This window comes from Paenibacillus sp. J22P51 (assembly GCF_059692215.1).
On record NZ_JCAUAZ010000001.1, the window covers coordinates 126,818 to 143,622 of the forward strand.

13 protein-coding genes are annotated in these 16,805 nt (G+C 42.8%); 2 read left to right on the top strand and 11 right to left on the bottom strand.

Features of this window, described 5'->3' with window-relative positions; all coding sequences use genetic code 11:
- Window positions 1-11 precede the first annotated feature (11 nt).
- Both AC58QC_RS00415 and AC58QC_RS00420 read right to left on the bottom strand, forming a co-directional pair.
- The gene (locus AC58QC_RS00415) at window positions 12-683 is read right to left on the bottom strand and encodes a GntR family transcriptional regulator (RefSeq protein WP_497413236.1); all 672 of its coding nucleotides are present in this window, start codon (window positions 681-683) and stop codon (window positions 12-14) included.
- Between the two features lie 173 nt (window positions 684-856).
- Window positions 857-3,523: a glycoside hydrolase family 38 N-terminal domain-containing protein gene (locus AC58QC_RS00420; protein WP_497413237.1), complete on the bottom strand. Its 2,667-nt coding sequence runs from the start codon at window positions 3,521-3,523 to the stop codon at window positions 857-859.
- Window positions 3,524-3,654: 131 nt separating this feature from the next.
- Here AC58QC_RS00420 and AC58QC_RS00425 point away from each other — a divergent pair, with 131 nt between their 5' ends.
- A complete protein-coding gene (locus tag AC58QC_RS00425; RefSeq protein ID WP_497413238.1) occupies window positions 3,655-4,548 on the top strand; it encodes a helix-turn-helix transcriptional regulator in 894 nt (297 codons plus the stop codon).
- Window positions 4,549-4,892: 344 nt separating this feature from the next.
- Here AC58QC_RS00425 and AC58QC_RS00430 read toward each other — a convergent pair whose 3' ends face one another.
- Window positions 4,893-5,765, bottom strand: coding sequence for an AraC family transcriptional regulator (locus AC58QC_RS00430; protein WP_497413239.1), 873 nt, complete (start codon window positions 5,763-5,765; stop codon window positions 4,893-4,895).
- Window positions 5,766-5,908: 143 nt separating this feature from the next.
- Here AC58QC_RS00430 and AC58QC_RS00435 point away from each other — a divergent pair, with 143 nt between their 5' ends.
- Complete coding sequence (locus tag AC58QC_RS00435) at window positions 5,909-7,372, top strand: HEAT repeat domain-containing protein (protein WP_497413240.1); 1,464 nt, start codon at window positions 5,909-5,911, stop codon at window positions 7,370-7,372.
- A 46-nt stretch (window positions 7,373-7,418) separates the two neighbouring features.
- Here the strand turns inward: AC58QC_RS00435 and AC58QC_RS00440 are convergent, their stop codons facing one another.
- The 8 genes from AC58QC_RS00440 to AC58QC_RS00475 all read right to left on the bottom strand — a co-directional run bounded on the left by AC58QC_RS00440 (window position 7,419) and on the right by AC58QC_RS00475 (window position 16,659).
- Window positions 7,419-8,153: a sugar isomerase domain-containing protein gene (locus tag AC58QC_RS00440; protein ID WP_497413241.1), complete on the bottom strand. Its 735-nt coding sequence runs from the start codon at window positions 8,151-8,153 to the stop codon at window positions 7,419-7,421.
- Between the two features lie 22 nt (window positions 8,154-8,175).
- Entirely contained in the window at window positions 8,176-9,063 is an 888-nt protein-coding gene (locus AC58QC_RS00445) for an ROK family protein (RefSeq protein ID WP_497413242.1), read from the bottom strand.
- A gap of 33 nt (window positions 9,064-9,096) precedes the next feature.
- On the bottom strand, window positions 9,097-9,861 hold the full coding sequence (locus tag AC58QC_RS00450; RefSeq protein ID WP_497413243.1) for an SDR family NAD(P)-dependent oxidoreductase: 765 nt from the start codon (window positions 9,859-9,861) through the stop codon (window positions 9,097-9,099).
- Between the two features lie 2 nt (window positions 9,862-9,863).
- Window positions 9,864-11,150, bottom strand: coding sequence for a Gfo/Idh/MocA family protein (locus tag AC58QC_RS00455; protein ID WP_497413244.1), 1,287 nt, complete (start codon window positions 11,148-11,150; stop codon window positions 9,864-9,866).
- A 229-nt stretch (window positions 11,151-11,379) separates the two neighbouring features.
- Complete coding sequence (locus AC58QC_RS00460) at window positions 11,380-12,951, bottom strand: ABC transporter substrate-binding protein (protein ID WP_497413245.1); 1,572 nt, start codon at window positions 12,949-12,951, stop codon at window positions 11,380-11,382.
- Between the two features lie 62 nt (window positions 12,952-13,013).
- A complete protein-coding gene (locus tag AC58QC_RS00465) occupies window positions 13,014-13,889 on the bottom strand; it encodes a carbohydrate ABC transporter permease (RefSeq protein WP_497413246.1) in 876 nt (291 codons plus the stop codon).
- A gap of 12 nt (window positions 13,890-13,901) precedes the next feature.
- On the bottom strand, window positions 13,902-14,777 hold the full coding sequence (locus tag AC58QC_RS00470) for an ABC transporter permease (protein ID WP_497414044.1): 876 nt from the start codon (window positions 14,775-14,777) through the stop codon (window positions 13,902-13,904).
- A 313-nt stretch (window positions 14,778-15,090) separates the two neighbouring features.
- Complete coding sequence (locus tag AC58QC_RS00475; protein WP_497413247.1) at window positions 15,091-16,659, bottom strand: ABC transporter substrate-binding protein; 1,569 nt, start codon at window positions 16,657-16,659, stop codon at window positions 15,091-15,093.
- Between the last annotated feature and the right edge of the window lie 146 nt (window positions 16,660-16,805).

Here is a 16,805-nt window from a genome sequence, read left to right on the forward strand (position 1 = left end):
AAGAGATCTCATTACAATCCCCCTCCATTTTCACTCAAGTGGTCAATCATATTCAACTTACTATTCATAATGTGTTCTTCAAGTTTGGAACAAGCTTCTTTCAAATCGTAGCGCTTTAAAGCCTGAACAAACGCAATGTGTTCGTCATGACCGGAAAAAGAGCGTTCATAGCTTTGGAAGAAGTAGATCCTTGCAGCATGTAGAAAACTGTTTATCGACCTATATTGCTCCAGCATACGCTGATTATCCCCTGCTTGAACAATTTCATTATGGAATCTAACATCAAGCTCAAGAAAATGTTCAAATGAAAACGGCTTTGCGGTCAATGTCTCTTTAAAGTTTTCCAGGATTTCTTCGAGCGTGTTAACTAGTTTCTGTGCTTTCAACTCAGTAAGATGAGACACACACCACTGTTCAATCATTAAACGAATTTCAGAAACTTCCTCGATGTCCGATATTTTTAAGCTCGTGACAAATGTCCCCGACCTAGGCTTTACTTCCATTAAACCCTCTAGAACTAAACGATTAACGGCATCCTTAAGCGGTGTTCGGCTTATGTTCATTTTTTTCGATAAGTCGTTCAGATCCAGCCTTTGCCCGCCAACAAATTCGCGGGTTAAAATCATTTTTTTAAGCAAATGATACACTTTCTCTGAAAGTTCTGTGTGCTCTAGTTCATACACCTTCTCCCCCCCTTTCGCTAATTTGTAAGCACAAACTGAAATTTCAGATTTCAATTATATGATACTCTTTTCACTAAACAAAATCAACATAGCATTTAGTTATTTATCGTATCTCTAGTTGAAAAACCACTTCAGGATTACATATAGCATGCAATCGTGAAGTGGTTTGTTTATTAACCTTCTAAAATCACCTTAACATGCAGCATCTGCTTCGCTTCAAGGCTTATTTCAAGTGTGCCATCTCGCATGCTGTTTAGTTCCATTTGTATTTCTTCTAAAGCATTTGTTTGATAGGCAGCGATTATCTTATTGTTCGGAAAATGCAGCCTAGTATCCACTTGTCGATCCGTACAATTGCTTAGGCGAACAATAATTCCCGGTCCTTCCTCGACAGGCTGTACATCAAAGACCTGAACGCCATCACCCATCACTTGAATGAATTGTCCTTCTTCCTCTTCTTTACAATGAATAACAGGAGTTGAAAGAATAGGTGATACCGCTTGAGTGGCCGTTTCCATGACATCTGCTGGGTCGAAGGATGTAAAGGTAGAAAGGTAATAAGTAAAAGAGTTATATCCTGGTTGACGTGCTCTAAAATTGGTTTCCCAATAATTATTCATTGGCCAAGCTAACAAGAGTGGATTCGCTCGTTTATCAATGCTTTTTTGCTCTTTGCCATAGTTAAAGTCCCCCACCTGCACAAGCGGCGCATCGGCACAAATCAACGTAGCTCCATGCTGACCATCGTATACGGAAACACTTTTATCAACCGTTACATAATCTCTACAAACACCTGGCAACTGCTCTGCATCCAACTCAACCAATTGTCCCGCTGTATCATAGTGACAACGCCATTCTTGCACGTTCAAAGGTATAGCAAAGTAAGTGCCTTCCGGTGTCGTTATATCTTGTTTATAGAAAGAAGCCTTCATTTCAATATCCGCACGGTAACTGAAGAAAGTAAATCTCTGTTCTAAATTGTCTACACCCGGCGCATCCCAAAGTAAAATCAAGGTCGCACTATTCGCACTACGCTCTACTTTACATGACTTCAACTGGCTATAGGTTTGACGTTTAGCCTTCCAATCATGATTCCAGCAGCTGATGCTGTTGTTGCATTTTTCAATGTCCCTTGGAAATAAGGTTCGGCGATGGTTCGGATGATAGAGTGGATCAATCGTTTCCTGCACATATTGAAACAAACTATATGGACTATTAAGATCAAGAACCTCCCAGTCCTGTCGTTTATCATATAAACTTAGGATTCGACCTGATGACGCATCGAACGTACATCTATGGAAAGGCGTTTCGATCCGTCCCTCCTCGATCATGACCAAACCATTAACTGCTTTCTTCGCACTAAAAGGTTCCACAAAATCCTTGATTTCGCCTAAACTTGCTACAATATCATTCGAATGCTCCGCTTGCTGCAAGGATCGAATAGGTAACTTCCGCCAACTGAAAGGAGGCAATTCCACTGTGCCATAGCTTACGGCCGAGTGATTTTTTTCGTTGTTCATTAGCACTTCACGCGTTCTTATATCGGATAGATGCCTCCCTTTCTCCAAGTAGCTGGCAGGAATCTGAATATCATGTATGATCTTAGCGGAAGAAGGATTCAGAAGTAAGATGCCTTCTGGCTCGCGGGATTGTAGAGGATTATCTGCTAATTTCTCCATTTGTGTCCCTAATAAATAGCCTGTCAAACTATTGCCCAAATACGCATAATGTGCTTTATGAGCCCATTGAATATCCGTATTCAGATCATCTGGATCAGCAATGGAAGTCCATACTCCCCATGTATGCTCATCATATAAATTTATTTGCTCCCAAGCTTGTTTCTTAGCTTTCCTATAAGATGGATTACCCTTACTGCCAAATGCCTCCAGAAGCTCTACTGCCTTCATGCCTTGCTTAGTTTTACGATTCAGTTTCGTTTCCTTGGCTGAACTGGCTGAACCAAAGTTCCAATAATCCGTCCAATCGCCCGCATGAGTGTGCAGCCTATCTTCATGCTTCTTCACTTTGGCATATAATTGTTCCGGCGTAACAAAGGAAATCGTTAGTTCCCGCTGTTCCTCATTCCAAGTTTTTAGTAATTCTGCCAACTCTCGATCTGGTGAATTGTTATCATAAGCAGGGACATTCGTCGACGTTAAATAAATAAAATCAAACGGATAATCCGGATTTGCATCGATTTTCTCTAAATACTTAGCTAAGCCATTTGCAATATCATCGGTGCTGTTCGTATGAAGATTACAGATTTGACCAAACAACGAATAATGCTCGCCATTAAATGTGAGCAGCTTTCTGTCATCTGGTGCTTGCCAATGGAAGGCATCTGGGCGTGTTAATGGAATACCTCCCATGTGGATATTAATGCCTGTGATATAAAACTCCACGCCAGAATCCAGCAATAATTGACTGTATGGCCACGGCTGACCGTTGATATCATGATTAATGGCGCACTTGATCTCGCAATTGAACAGGTCACGTAACTTTCTAACAGGATACAGCATTTTAGCCATCTGCTCTGCTGTACAGAGTGGAGTCGTATGCAAGTATGTAGCGACTATACTCATTTGTCCATTAGCTAGATATCGAGTAAATTGAGCGATCTGCTCCTCGGTTGCATTTTCTAGCCATAGTAATACAGGATATGTGGCTTCGCAGGTCCAGCGGAATTTATCCCGTTCAGACCAACTTTCGGTCGCCTCACACAATTGTAACGCTTGGTCGATATATTCTTTTTGTTTCTCCAATAAGATGGGTTGCGCATGGGTATATCCGATATCTAAGTGACTATGATGTAAAATGAAAACTTCTTTAATTTTAGACAAATTCATCATCCTCTTTTCAATAAGTTTGTACTACAATTGTAAGCGCATTACTTTGCCAATGTATTTGCAATAACTCGACATCGTCTTTATAATTAACGGACATCCTATAGGTACTTTAAGGAGATGCTGCTTTGTCCACATCATCATTCGTTTATATAGATGGAACTCGTCGATTAAATCTAAATAATCCTATATTAAAAGGAAGAGATGCGACCTTCCGTGTTCACTATTGGGGTGGAGTTCAGGATCATTGTGACACTCCCTTGCATCAGCACTCGATATTTGAAATCTGTTATGTCATTTATGGGCATGGAACCTATTCGGAATTAGGTATCGAGTATCCATTGCTTAAAAACACGTTGTTCCTATCGCGCCCCCACATCAAGCATCAAATCATAAACGATCAATCACTCTTCCTAATTTTCGTTTCATTCGAACTTGTTGAAGAAGAGTCTTCACAAGCTGCTATTGAATTATTTCGTCAATTAGAAGTAACGAAAAATATAGTTCTTAAAGATGCCTCAGACACTTCTACCATTCGCATCTGGGAGGCTCTTCTATTGCAAGCTCAGCATCAGCAGCAACTTTTCCAAGATAGTATTGCAGCCCTTGCCATCGCACTATTTACATCCTTCTCCCATGTTTTTATCGAGGAAGCAGAAGAATTGAGGCTCATAAAGAAACAGAATGTGAACATTTCTTCCGAGGCAAGCATCCATCATGCGAAGTTATATATCAGCGACAATCTTGCTTCATCATTTCTAACGCAAGCTAATGTAGCTAATTATCTCAATATGTCTGGACGACATTTGTCACGCATATTCAAAAGTAAGCTTGGGCAAACGTTCCGAGAATACCTACGCAAAGAACGAATTCGTCAGGCTACTATTATGTTATCAACTACAAATAAAACAATTAAACAAATCTCGGAGGAAACCGGATTTGAAAACGTCCATTACTTCACAACTGTCTTCTCAGAAGTTATGGGCGTTTCTCCTGGAAAATTTGCCGATAAATATGTTTGACCAAAACCATGCTTGCTCACCTTCTTGCCGTCTTGCTAGCCAACTTCCTGTTACAAGCCTGCAAAAGTGCATCTTTTTATATCAAATTAACAGCTAGTAATTGAAAAGCTTGCAAAAGTGCATCAATTTTGCCGTTCCTCAGCGTTTTGATACCTTTTCGCTCACAAAAGATGTACTTTTACACTAATTCATCTAATTTAACCGCTTTTCCTGAAAAAACATGTACTTTTACATCTATGGTGCGTTTATCTAGAAATATAGCCGACTTATCATGTGCAACATATAAATTCTATATTTTTAAAAGCGGCAAGATACAATTACGTATCTTGCCGCTTTTTATTTAATCATAGAACATTACCGTTCTCTTCTCGGTACTCCCTTGGGGAAAGGCCATATATCTTGCGAAATAGCTTCGAAAAATAATGTAAAGACGAAAAACCGTGCTTCTCTGAAATCTCTGTGATGGTTAGATTCGTAAACAGGAGGTCATCTTTCGCCCGATTGATCTTAAATTGGATGACGTACTGTGTAGGCGGTAATCCAGTTGCCTGTTTGAACAAATCAAAAAAGTAACCACGACTAATGTGCAGCTCTTTGAAATAGATCTCCAGAGGCTGCAGATTACCCTGCACTAGATCCTGATCCAATCGTTCGAGCAACTTGGACATACGTAGATTGGGGATATGCTCCTCTTTCAGGGCAAAAATCAGGAAAAACTCGATAAACTGCTGGAATGTGCTCTGGATTTTTAAGTTACGAACGAACGTCCGCTCGTTTGTATAGCTATTTTCGGTATAAAACTTCTCAAAATAATCGTTCCACAAGCGCAGCTTCTCAACCTTCATATGCTCGGGTAAAGAAAAAGGAAAAACAGGTCCAATCAGTGTAGGGACGAGAGTAGCTGGATCATAACAGATTTGGCTCGGATGGATGAACTCGGCCCGACGATCGATGTAAGACCAGTCGAAATAACAGCAGACGTGGACCATTGGATCGTCTTTGTCGGCAATCCAATGGTGGAGCTGCCCTGCTGGTATGTACACGAGAGAGCCGGCAGATGTATCATAAGTGCGACCATTTGTGTGAACGACACCTCTTCCCTCGCTAATCAAATAGAGTGAGGAAGCATAACAGATCCGATTGTTGGCAGACTGTCCTTTGGAGAATGGGTACCGGGTTGCATAATACACGTAAGGATGTAAGTCTGCGAAGTCCATCCCACGAACACCACCTTATTCGTCATATTTAAAAATAATTGATATGACGATTGTACAAATTATTGACGATTTTGCAAATACAAAATATGCCGAGTACTGTAATATTTATAAGTAAGGACGATGATTTCTAAGGAGGAACTAACATGATAGAGAGCAAACACTTGTTGACTGATGAACAAATGATACAGTTTATTACCAAAGGCTATCTTGTACTTCGGAACGACCTACCTCATCAGCTTCATCAAAGCATTATGAAGCAGGTCAATCACGTTATGCATAATGAAGGAAATCCAGGAAACAACATTCTGCCTCGTGTTCCGGACATCCAGCAATTATTTGATACGCCTACCGTCAAGGGAGCCTTAAGTAGTGTTCTTGGGTCGGATTATTACATGCATCCACATCGCCACTGTCATTATAACCAACCGGGAAATGAGACGCCGGGCGGCGGAAAATGGCACAAAGACGGCTATTGGTCTTCCATGCGAAGCCATCGACCGTGGTGGGCCATGATTTTCTATTATACGCACGATATTACCGAAGATTTAGGGCCAACTGCGATCATGCCAGGCAGCCAATACTATGAGAAATTCCTCGGTGACCGCGGCGAGACGCTGCTGCCCACAGGCAAGGCAGGCACAATGGTGCTCGTACATTTCGACTTGTGGCATAGAGCTTCGCTTAATGTATCAAATCTGGATCGTTATATGCTTAAGTTTCAATTCCTGAGATTAAGCGCTCCGGAGTTTCCGAGCTGGAATCATCAAAGTAAGGAACTGATTGTACCGGAAGGAACGCCCGCAATCCATATGGATTTGTGGCAAGATGTATGGGATTGGCTCCGCGGAGAACAATCCGTTAAGCGAGGTGGCACCCCACCGACGGAGGAGCGTTTGTTGGCTTTACGGCAAGAGCTAGCGTCGGATGAGGAAATAACCGCATTGAATGCAGCATATGCGCTTGGTCAACTTGGCACACAAGGGATCGAAATGCTGATCGGGCAAATAACAGAGGGGTCGAACCTGACCGCGGAACGAGCCGCATACGGGTTACAAGGAGCTGGCACGGAGGCAATTCCTGAGCTTCTTCGCGTTATGAAGCATGCGGATGAGAAACGCAGGGCGTTGGCGATTTTCGTACTCGGGATGATCGGATCTTATGAGGAAGAAGTGGTTTCTTCACTTATCTCAAGCTTGCAGGATGAGAGCGAATGGGTTCGTCGAAATGCGGTTGAATCATTAGGTTTGATTAAGCATGGTGGTGAACAGGCTGTTTCAGCGATAGCGAATGTATTAAAGGATTCTCTGCTGTGTGAAACTAGTGATGCATCTGAAGCGAAAAAGTCGGATGTACGCCATCAGTCCTACATTACCAATAAGATCGGCTATACGGCAGCACTCTCCCTGCTTCGCATCGGTAAATCTGGCGATGTACAAGAAGTTCTCGGTTCCTTGGAGCAAGGGCTTTATAGCAAGGATCGATACGTTAGAGCTTATGCGGCTGAAGCACTTACCCATCTACGGACAGCGGAAGCTGTTGATATCTTGATCCGGTATTACCGCTCATCCCGCTGGTGTCCAGATACGAGTAAAGTCAGTACTTTCTAAAGAAATAGAAATGGAGCCAACCCATAAGGTTGACTCCATTTTTATTTTAACTAAGGTATCTAATCCGATTGCGATGTCGGTCGATCAACTCTCGGTTGTGACCATCGCCACCATCACGATTGGCGCTGATTAAAATCGGAGGATCAACGCCTCTCTTAGACAATTCATCGACGATAGCAACCGTTAAAGCTTGAATGATAGCAATGCCGCCAATCGTCGATGTTGCTCCCGTTTTATTTCCGGTTTCATCGAACGATAATGCAGCATCACCGTAGACGCCGCAATTATCTAGCACGATATCCGCAACCTCGTATAATTTTTTCCCGCTCTCATGCCGTGAGGCTGTCTTTAAAGAATGATCCATATTCGTCAACGCAACAACATACAAGCCGAGCTCTTTGCATGCCATAGCAACTTCGATCGGAACAGCATTAATACCAGAATTCGATACCACCACAATAACTTCGCCAGGGAGTAGATTGTAGCCAGTCAGCAGTACATCTGCATATCCCGTTAGTCTCTCAAGCAATGTTGCCCTGCCTACATTTAACTCCATCAGTGACGGCTCTAGCATAGCATTCACACAAGCGAGACCACCCGCACGATGAAACACATCTTCCGCAATCATGTGGGAGTGTCCGCTTCCAAAAACGTGCATTATCCCGCCAGTTTCAATAGAATCTGCAATTTTGACAGCTATTTCATTAATCTTATCTTGCTGTGTTTCTTGAATTTGGGTCAACTGAGCTTGTAAAGTTTTGATATATGCATCTAAGAGCATGTTATTCTCTTCTCCCTTTTGTTTACAAATTCAGAGCAGCCGCTCCTAAAATTCCCGCAGTCGATGCAAAAGCCGCTGGTTTGATCTGTACACTCATCGAGCTAGATGGAGGAAACCTTTTCAATACGGTTGCTCGTACAGGATCCAGTAGCACGTTACCAGCTTTACTCATGCCGCCGCCAATAATTACATTTCCAACACCGAAAAGCTGAATACAATTGACCAAGCTAACCCCTAATAACTCACCTGCTTCCTGAAACAAGCTTCTAGCATAGAGGTCGCCATTGTTAGCTGCTTCATAAACCTGATAGGCTTCTGCTCCTGTACGATCCCTTAGAGCAGTTGCCGAAACATAATTTTCTAAGCAACCTCGATTACCACACTTACAGGGCTCTCCGTCTGAAATCACACTTGTATGCCCAATGTTGATAATCGGTCCCCACTCCCCCTCATAGATTTTCCCATGTATAAATAGACCCGCACCAACTCCTGTACCTAAACAAACATACAGAAAGCTCGATAAGCCTAATCCTGCTCCATATTTACTTTCGCCTATGGCTCCAGCAGCTGCATCGCTTAATAAACGGACTGGCAGCTCAAGTTGCTCTTGCATGAGATCTACCAATGGAACCTCATGCCATCCCAAATTTACAGCGTATTTGACTATACCTCTATGCGTGTCCAATATCCCTGGACATGCTATTCCAATGCCAGTCAGCAGCCCTGCTGCCTCCTTATTCTTTTCAATAAAGAGAGCAATTTGCTGGCCAATGAACGTAATATCCGCAGTATTAGCATCGTTACGAAGTAACGAGGTCGAGATCTCATCCAGAATTAGACCTTCTTGATTAACAAGACCCATTTTCAAATTGGTTCCACCGATGTCGACCCCAATCGCGTAGTTGCTCATAGTTTGCCTCTGTCCCTTATATTTTCTTATTATTTATGATCCAATAAAATATCCGCCATCAACCGGAACTTCTGCACCATTGATCCAGGATGAGCCCTTGCTCGCAAAAAAGACAATCGCATCGGCAATTTGTTCGGGAGTAGCAATTTTTTTGGATTCTCTGTAGATTTTTTCAATTTCTTCGGGCGAATGATTGGTCATTTTGAACCATTCGTTTAGTAAAGGTGTTGCCGTTCCTCCAGGCATTAGCGCGTTCACCCTGATATTCGCCTCGCGGAGATCTAGCGACAACCCACGGCTCATATGATTTAGTGCCGCTTTCATCGCATCATATACGATATTATTCGGGCAATTCATTAACCGGTTAATGGAGCTTACATTGATCACAACGCCTTCACCGCTTCTTTTCAACCATGGCAGCGCTTCTTGTGTCATGAAAAATGGAGCCTTCACATTCACAGCGAACAAAGCATCCCAATCTTCATGCCGGATATCTTCAATCGGCTTATTGCAAGCAAGTGCCGCATTATTGACAAGTATGTCAAGCCCTCCCCAATAGCCTGTTGTTTGTTCAATAAGTAACTTCGGAGATTCCTGAAGAGATAAATTCTGACTCACGAAGATGGCTTCTCCACCTGCCCCACAGATCTCCTCTACAACCCGGTGACCGCGTTCTTCATTCATCCCATGTACAGTCACTTTCACGCCATATCGCGCAAGCTTAATCGCAGCCGCTCTTCCGATGCCGCTTGTTGAGCCTGTAATAAGGGCAATTTTGCCACGTAAATCTTCTATCACCCTCACACCCTTTTGCTCAAATTTGTTTTCAATTCATTCCTATATTCCTCTATCCCAATAACCCGGCTTTCCAAACGTGACTTTTCGGCAGCGAACGCCATCAGATGGCTTTGTACGGAATTCCGTGCGCCAGTAAGTCCAACTTCATCCCCATTTCGGCTCACCAACCGAACGAAATCCCGCATGATGCCGTGATCACCGCCGCCATGGCCTTCCAATGGAGCATCAATATCGATCGTTGTCGTCTCACCTGTTATAAAGCTGCTTACTTCGATGACGTTCTTCTCCATATCTGCTCTGATCTGACCGCGTGTTCCCATCAGCTTCATCGATCTGCCGCCTTCTTTCGTGAAGGCACACATCGTAAAGGCGACGGTTACCTCGTTCGCGAACTCCAGATTAACGACCTGATGATCTACCACATTGTTATCGCAACGATATACGCATCTCCCGTATGGCCCTTTTTTCAAAGCTTGGCGAACACCTTCATCGCTTGGATCGTTGCTGACGATGTTCCGCAGCACAGACCCGACCCAGTCCTCTCTCTCCAAATACATTTTAGGCGCATAATATGGGCACTCATCCTGTACCGGGCAGCCATCCAAGCAATGCAATGGCGCTCCTTCCGGCGCATTTTCAGAGCGAAAATGCGTTAGCGAGCCGAATGATGACACCTTCGTGCAGTCAGCATCCGCTAGCCACAGTAAAATATCCATGTCATGACAGCTCTTCGCTAAAATCATGGGGCTTGAAGTTTCGGAATTGCGCCAATTTCCTCTCACAAAACTGTGCGCTTGATGTCTGTGCTCAACATTTTCCGTATGCTGGATGGAAATGAGTCTGCCTATCGCTCCATCTACGAGCACTTGCTTAAGCTTTTTATAGAACTCGGTATACCTAAGCACATGGCAGATGGAAAACACTCGTTTATATTTTTCGGCGTATTCCCCCATCAGGACACATTCAGTTGGGCTTGGAGACATCGGTTTTTCAAGGAGAACATGATACCCTTTCTCCAAAGCCCGTATAGACGGCTCAAAATGCATTTGATCCTGCGTACAAATCAAGATCGCATCAGCGAGCTTGGGCCCTTCAAGCAGTTGCTCCCAGCTTTCGAAAACATGAGAATCTTCGATTGCGTGCGCCTCCTGGAAACGTTTTCTTCTAACGGGGTCTATCTCAGCAATCGCTACAAATTTCACTTCTTCCGGATAGTCCAGTGCGTAAGAAGCGTAAGCATCGGCGCCTCTCTGTCCCGCTCCTATTAATACCGCAGTCATCGTTGTCATTTTGATATTCTCTCCTTTTAAAGATAAGTCAACTTTATTGACCTGATCATACATGCTTGCTTCACATTTGAAAACAATGAAAAAATGAAATTTCTTCGATATCTAGCAAAAATATGCTCCAAAAAAATATTTTTTAAATAAAAAAGGGGAACTTTCTCATGTATTCACTACGAGTAGGATTACATGCAAAGTCCCCAATACAAAACGTACATTAGTACTTAAGCATCAATTACTTACTAGTAGATTTCCAAGCATCCAATTGCTTTTGCTTCTCAGCAATAATTTTATCTGCGCCTGCACTCTTGAGCTTGTCAAGGAATGTTGGCAAATACTTGCTAGGATCTACCGAGCCGGAAGCTAACGCGTTATAAAGTTCCGCAATGACTGCATCGGTGTTCGCCTTCTCAGCCTTGACTGGCGTAAAGTCAAAGACAAAGCCCAGTGCATTGGAAGGTGTTGCGTTTTTATTTAGATCAACCCACATTTGCGTAAACTTCTGATCGTTACCTTTAGGATCGCCTTCCGACAAATAGGAGAGTGTCATATTACCGAATTCCCATGGCGCAAAAATTTGGAAGCCTCCGTCTTTGATTGTTTCTATGCGATTTTCAGAAACTTTCTTGTAATGTTTACCCTCAACGCCCCAAACAAGTGTGTTGTAAATTTCTTTGTCAGTGTTCAACAGATTGAGGAACATCATCGCTCTTTCTTTGTTTGGCGAATTGGCAGAAATAGCTGTCATTGTCGCTGCAGCTTTGTCGGTAGTAAGCAGCGGCTTCACGAACTGGAAGTCGTAAGACTGTGTATCCGGATTGAAGCCAGACATTCTGCCTGTAGCATTCATACCTGCTGCTGCAAAGGCCACGGAGTCAATATCGATCTGGCCCAATTGAAGGGCGTTCTTTCCAGCTTTACGATCTGCAGCAGTATCTTTCAGGGTCGCTGCGTCTTTCCTCAAATATCCTTTGGAGTACCAGTCTCTCATCATCGTAAGATAGTCTTTGAATTCTGGAGTTTCATACTGATTGACAACCTTGCTTCCGTCTTTTAAGTAAAGATCTCCTGGCGTCTTCGAATCCCCTAAACTTTCAAGGCCAAACATCGGAGGGGCAGTCGTGAAAGCATCGGTAAACTCCCAAGGTATCAGATTAGGCTCGTTCTTCTTGACTGTTTCCAGGAAAGGCGTCAGGTCCGATAACTTGGTCACAGACTTCCAATTAAGATTGTACTTATCCGCTACTGCTTTCTGTATGATGTAGCCGTATCCTGCGGTTGACTGTTGAAAGACAGGCACGCCATAAATTTTCCCTTTCACCTTAACAGCATTCCAGAACATATCCGGAATACCTTTCTTCATGTCAGGATATTTGGCAATCAAATCATCCAACGGTGCATAAGCGCCATTCGCCACATTTTGAAAGTAATTGTTAAAGCCTGCGGCTGTCCATACGAGATCGTAGGGTTCGCCAGAAGCCATGGTGACTTTCATTTTTTCTTCATAAGCGCCCCAATCAATAAGTTTTAGTTTAACTGTGGCATTGATTTTCGGCTTGATGAGCTTATTCACGGCATCTTCTACGGACTGTAGATCCTTCTGAGGTCCATTCGGGAAGTAATACGTAAGTTCAACTGGTGCTAATGGAGTTGCTGTTGGTTGAGCAGTTTGAGCTGCCGCCGTACTTGGGGCGGGAGTTGCAGAAGGCGTTGGCTCAGCCTTTGGAGTACTACACCCAGCTAGTGCGACAGAGAAACCAATACTCAACATAGCAAGCGAACGTTTCATTTTAATTGATTTGTTCATTGTTTGACCTCCATATTTGTTTTTATATGCTTAACGGGCCGATGCCCGGTGAAGCCGGTGAATTAGGATTTCACTGCGCCTAATGTAAGGCCTTTAACGAAATATTTCTGCAAATAAGGGTAAGCGAGAATAATGGGCCCCACGGATAACACGCAGGTTGCCATTCTAGCCGTCTCGTCCGGTTGTAGAGCTACCGCTTTTGCAGTCAACGAATTAGCTTGGAGATAGGCAATATTATTCATGATGGACTGAAGAAGAAATTGCAGCGTATACAGCTTGCCATTCTCAACGAATAAAGCAGCAGTAAACCAGTCGTTCCAAAAAAAGACTGCTGTGAAAAGACCTATGGTTGCGAGTACTGGCGTCGATAAGGGAAGAACCAGCTTCATAAATGTATGAAACTCGCCTGAACCATCAATTCTTGCGGATTCTATAATGGATTCCGGAATTGTAAATGTAAAAAAATTTCTCATTATCAGCACATTGACAGAAGAAACCAAATAAGGAACGAAAAGCACAAATATCGTATCTTTCAGATGAAGGTATTTCGAGAGCAGAATATACCACGGCACTAACCCTCCATTGAACAATAAGCAGAATACGACTAAGAAGGATACGATGCTTCTGTATTTCACTTCTTTCCTTGAAAGACTATATGCAAACAAGGACGAGATGATCAGGTGCAGCAGAGTGCCGACGAGGGTTACGATGATCGTAACGAGGTAAGCTCTCAAAATAGGTGAATTCCCGTTAAGAATATAGGCATAGGCATTCAAACTAAATTTCAACGGAATCAAATTATAGCCAGACTGAAATATAGTCTGCTCATCGGACAGAGACACGGAAAGTACAATGAGCAAAGGAATCAGGCATATTGCGCAATACACCATAAAAATAGCGTTTAGCATAAAGTTAGGAAACGTAAGTCGTTTGATCATTTTGTCATCCTCCTAGAACAATGCACTGTCACGATCGTATAGTCTAATCAAAAAGTTCGATACAAGAACTAGGATGAATCCAACACATGCTTGATACAGTCCAACGGCGGAAGACATTCCGAAATCGCTCATGCTTTTCAGAGATCTGTAAACGTAGGTATCGATGACGTTCGTGGCACTGAACAAGACACCAGACTCCTTCGGCAGGTTATAAAACAATCCCCAATCGCCAAAGGCGGCGTAAAAAATTTTCCCTGCCTGCAGCAGCAGTAAAGTAATCGTGATCGGGGCCAGCATCGGAATCGTAATTTTGATGGCTTGTTGAAATTTGTTTGCACCATCCATTTTTGCAGCCTCGTAATACTCGGAGGAAATCCCAGCAATTCCTGCTGCAAAAATAACCGAGAAGTAACCAACGTTCTTCCAGACATAGCTCGCTGGTAAAATAAACCACCAGTAGAACGGTTCGGAATACCACTGGACAGGTTCGACATTGAATTGTGCCAGTAACGTATTGATAATGCCTTTGTCCATACTTAGGAAAGTGAAAAGTAAGTATTCAGCTACCACCCAAGATAATAGAAAAGGAAGCAGTAAAATGCTTTTGTAAGCACTCGCAAGATAACGATTGCCAATTTCATTGATGAGAATCGCAATCACGAGCGATAAACCAATACCGAGTATGATGAAGATAAGGTTGTAGGCGATCGTATTGAAGGTGATTTGAAAAAGTGCATCGGATTGAAATAGAAACTTAAAATTCGCGAAGCCTATCCATTTACTCTTAAAGATCCCTTTAATGGGGTTATATTCTTCAAACGCAATAACAACCCCTAACATCGGTAGATAAAACATCACAATTATGTACACTAGTCCGGGAAGCATCATGAGATAAAAGATTTTGTTTTTAATGAGTTCACTTATCACGGGTATGACGGGTGCACGCTTATTTATGGTTGTTTTCGATTCCACAAGCATTCTCCTTTGCGTGGTGGCGATGAATTGGATGTCCCCATCATAAATCGAAAATAAACGATCTGAATACTGAAAAAAAACAGATTATCACCGATTTTTAAATGAAATAGGACTACAAAAACTAATCAAATCTCTGAAAAATGAACCAAAATTGAAAAAGTTCATGCAAAAAGAGCATTCACCGAAATACATGGCGAATGCTCTTAGCTAGTTTATTTTAAACAGCCTATTTAGTTGTCGCTTTCCAAGCATCCAATTGCTTTTGTTTCTCAGCAATAATTTTATCGGAGCCTGCCTTTTTCAACTTATCCAGGAATTGTGGCAAGTACTTCTCAGGGTCTACAGAACCACTCGCGATCGCATAATAAAGTTCATCGATGGCAGCGTCAACATTAGCCTTCTCTGCTTTAACCGGTGTAAAGTCAAATACGAAACCTAACGCTTTGGAAGGTGTTGCGTTCTTATTGAGATCTACCCACATTTGTGTAAACTTCTGATCATTTCCTTTTGGATCACCCTCTGACAAATAGGAGAGCGCCATATTGCCGAACTCCCACGGAGCAAAGATTTGGAAGCCTCCGTCTTTGATGGTCTCAATCCGATTTTCCGCAACCTTCTTATAGTGCTTACCTTCAACGCCCCAGACAAGCGTGTTATAAATTTCTTTGTCGGTGTTAAGCAAATTGAGGAACATCATGGCTCTTTCTTTGTTGGGTGAATTCGCAGCGATAGCCGTCATTGTTGCCGCAGCTTTATCGGTTGTAAGAAGTGGCTTCACAAACTGGAAGTCGTAAGACTGTGTATCCGGATTGAAGCCAGACATTCTACCTGTAGCATCCATGCCCGCTGATGCTAAGACCACGGAGTCTATATCGATCTGGCCCAATTGAAGGGCGTTCTTTCCAGCCTTACGATCTGCCAAGGTATCTTTAAAAATCGCTGCGTCTTTACGCAAATATCCTTTGGTGTACCAGTCTCTCATCATCGTGATATAGTCTTTGAATTCCGGTGTTTCATATTGATTAACCACCTTGCTGCCATCTTTTAAATATAGATCTCCTGGCGTCTTCGCATCGCCTAAACTTTCAAGGCCAAACATTGGAGGGGCAACCGTGAAAGCATCGATAAACTCCCAAGCTATAAGATTGGGCTCGTTCTTCTTAACTGTTTCCAGGAATGGCGTCAGATCTGATAACTTGGTGACAGACTTCCAATCCAGTTTGTACTTATCAGCTACTGCTTTCTGTATGACATAGCCGTACCCTGCGGTTGACTGTTGGAAAACAGGCACAGCATAGATATGCCCTTTTACTTTTACAGCATTCCAGATCATATCCGGAATACCTTTCTTCATGTCAGGATATTTGGCAATCAAATCATCCAACGGCGCATAAGCGCCATTCGCCACATTTTTAAAGTAATTGTTAAAGCCAGCCCCTGTCCATACGAGATCATAGGGTTCACCAGAGGCCATGATGACTTTCATTTTTTCTTCGTAAGCGCCCCAATCAATCAGTTTCAGGTGAACCGTTGCGTTGATTTTTGGCTTGATGAGCTTATTAACAGCATCTTCTACAGACTGCAAATCCTTCTGAGGCCCGTTCGGGAAATAATACGTAAGTTCAACTGGCGCTAATGGGTTTGCTTTAAGTTGAGCTGACTGAGTTGCCGCCGTACTTACCGCATGGGTAGAACTAATTGGTTCAGTCTTTTGAGAGCTGCATCCAGCGAGTGCAACAGAGATACCAATACTCAGCAAAACAAGCAAACGTTTCATTTCCTTTGATTTGTTCAATGTTTGACCTCCATGGGTAGGTAATAAGCCGAAGATTCAATAAAAATAGGTCTACAATAATTGATCAAATCTCCAAATAATGAACTAAGATGGGAAAATAACACTTTTTAAATTGAGTTTCTATGGGGGATATAATAAAATTGATT

Coding starts and splice junctions, on each gene's coding strand:
- AC58QC_RS00435 (WP_497413240.1), top strand. CDS start 5,909: ATGATAGAGAGCAAACACTTGTTGACTGATGAACAAATGATACAGTTT.
- AC58QC_RS00440 (WP_497413241.1), bottom strand. CDS start 8,153: ATGCTCTTAGATGCATATATCAAAACTTTACAAGCTCAGTTGACCCAA.
- AC58QC_RS00445 (WP_497413242.1), bottom strand. CDS start 9,063: ATGAGCAACTACGCGATTGGGGTCGACATCGGTGGAACCAATTTGAAA.
- AC58QC_RS00470 (WP_497414044.1), bottom strand. CDS start 14,777: ATGATGCTTCCCGGACTAGTGTACATAATTGTGATGTTTTATCTACCG.
- AC58QC_RS00460 (WP_497413245.1), bottom strand. CDS start 12,951: ATGAACAAATCAATTAAAATGAAACGTTCGCTTGCTATGTTGAGTATT.
- AC58QC_RS00465 (WP_497413246.1), bottom strand. CDS start 13,889: ATGATCAAACGACTTACGTTTCCTAACTTTATGCTAAACGCTATTTTT.
- AC58QC_RS00430 (WP_497413239.1), bottom strand. CDS start 5,765: ATGGACTTCGCAGACTTACATCCTTACGTGTATTATGCAACCCGGTAC.
- AC58QC_RS00455 (WP_497413244.1), bottom strand. CDS start 11,150: ATGACAACGATGACTGCGGTATTAATAGGAGCGGGACAGAGAGGCGCC.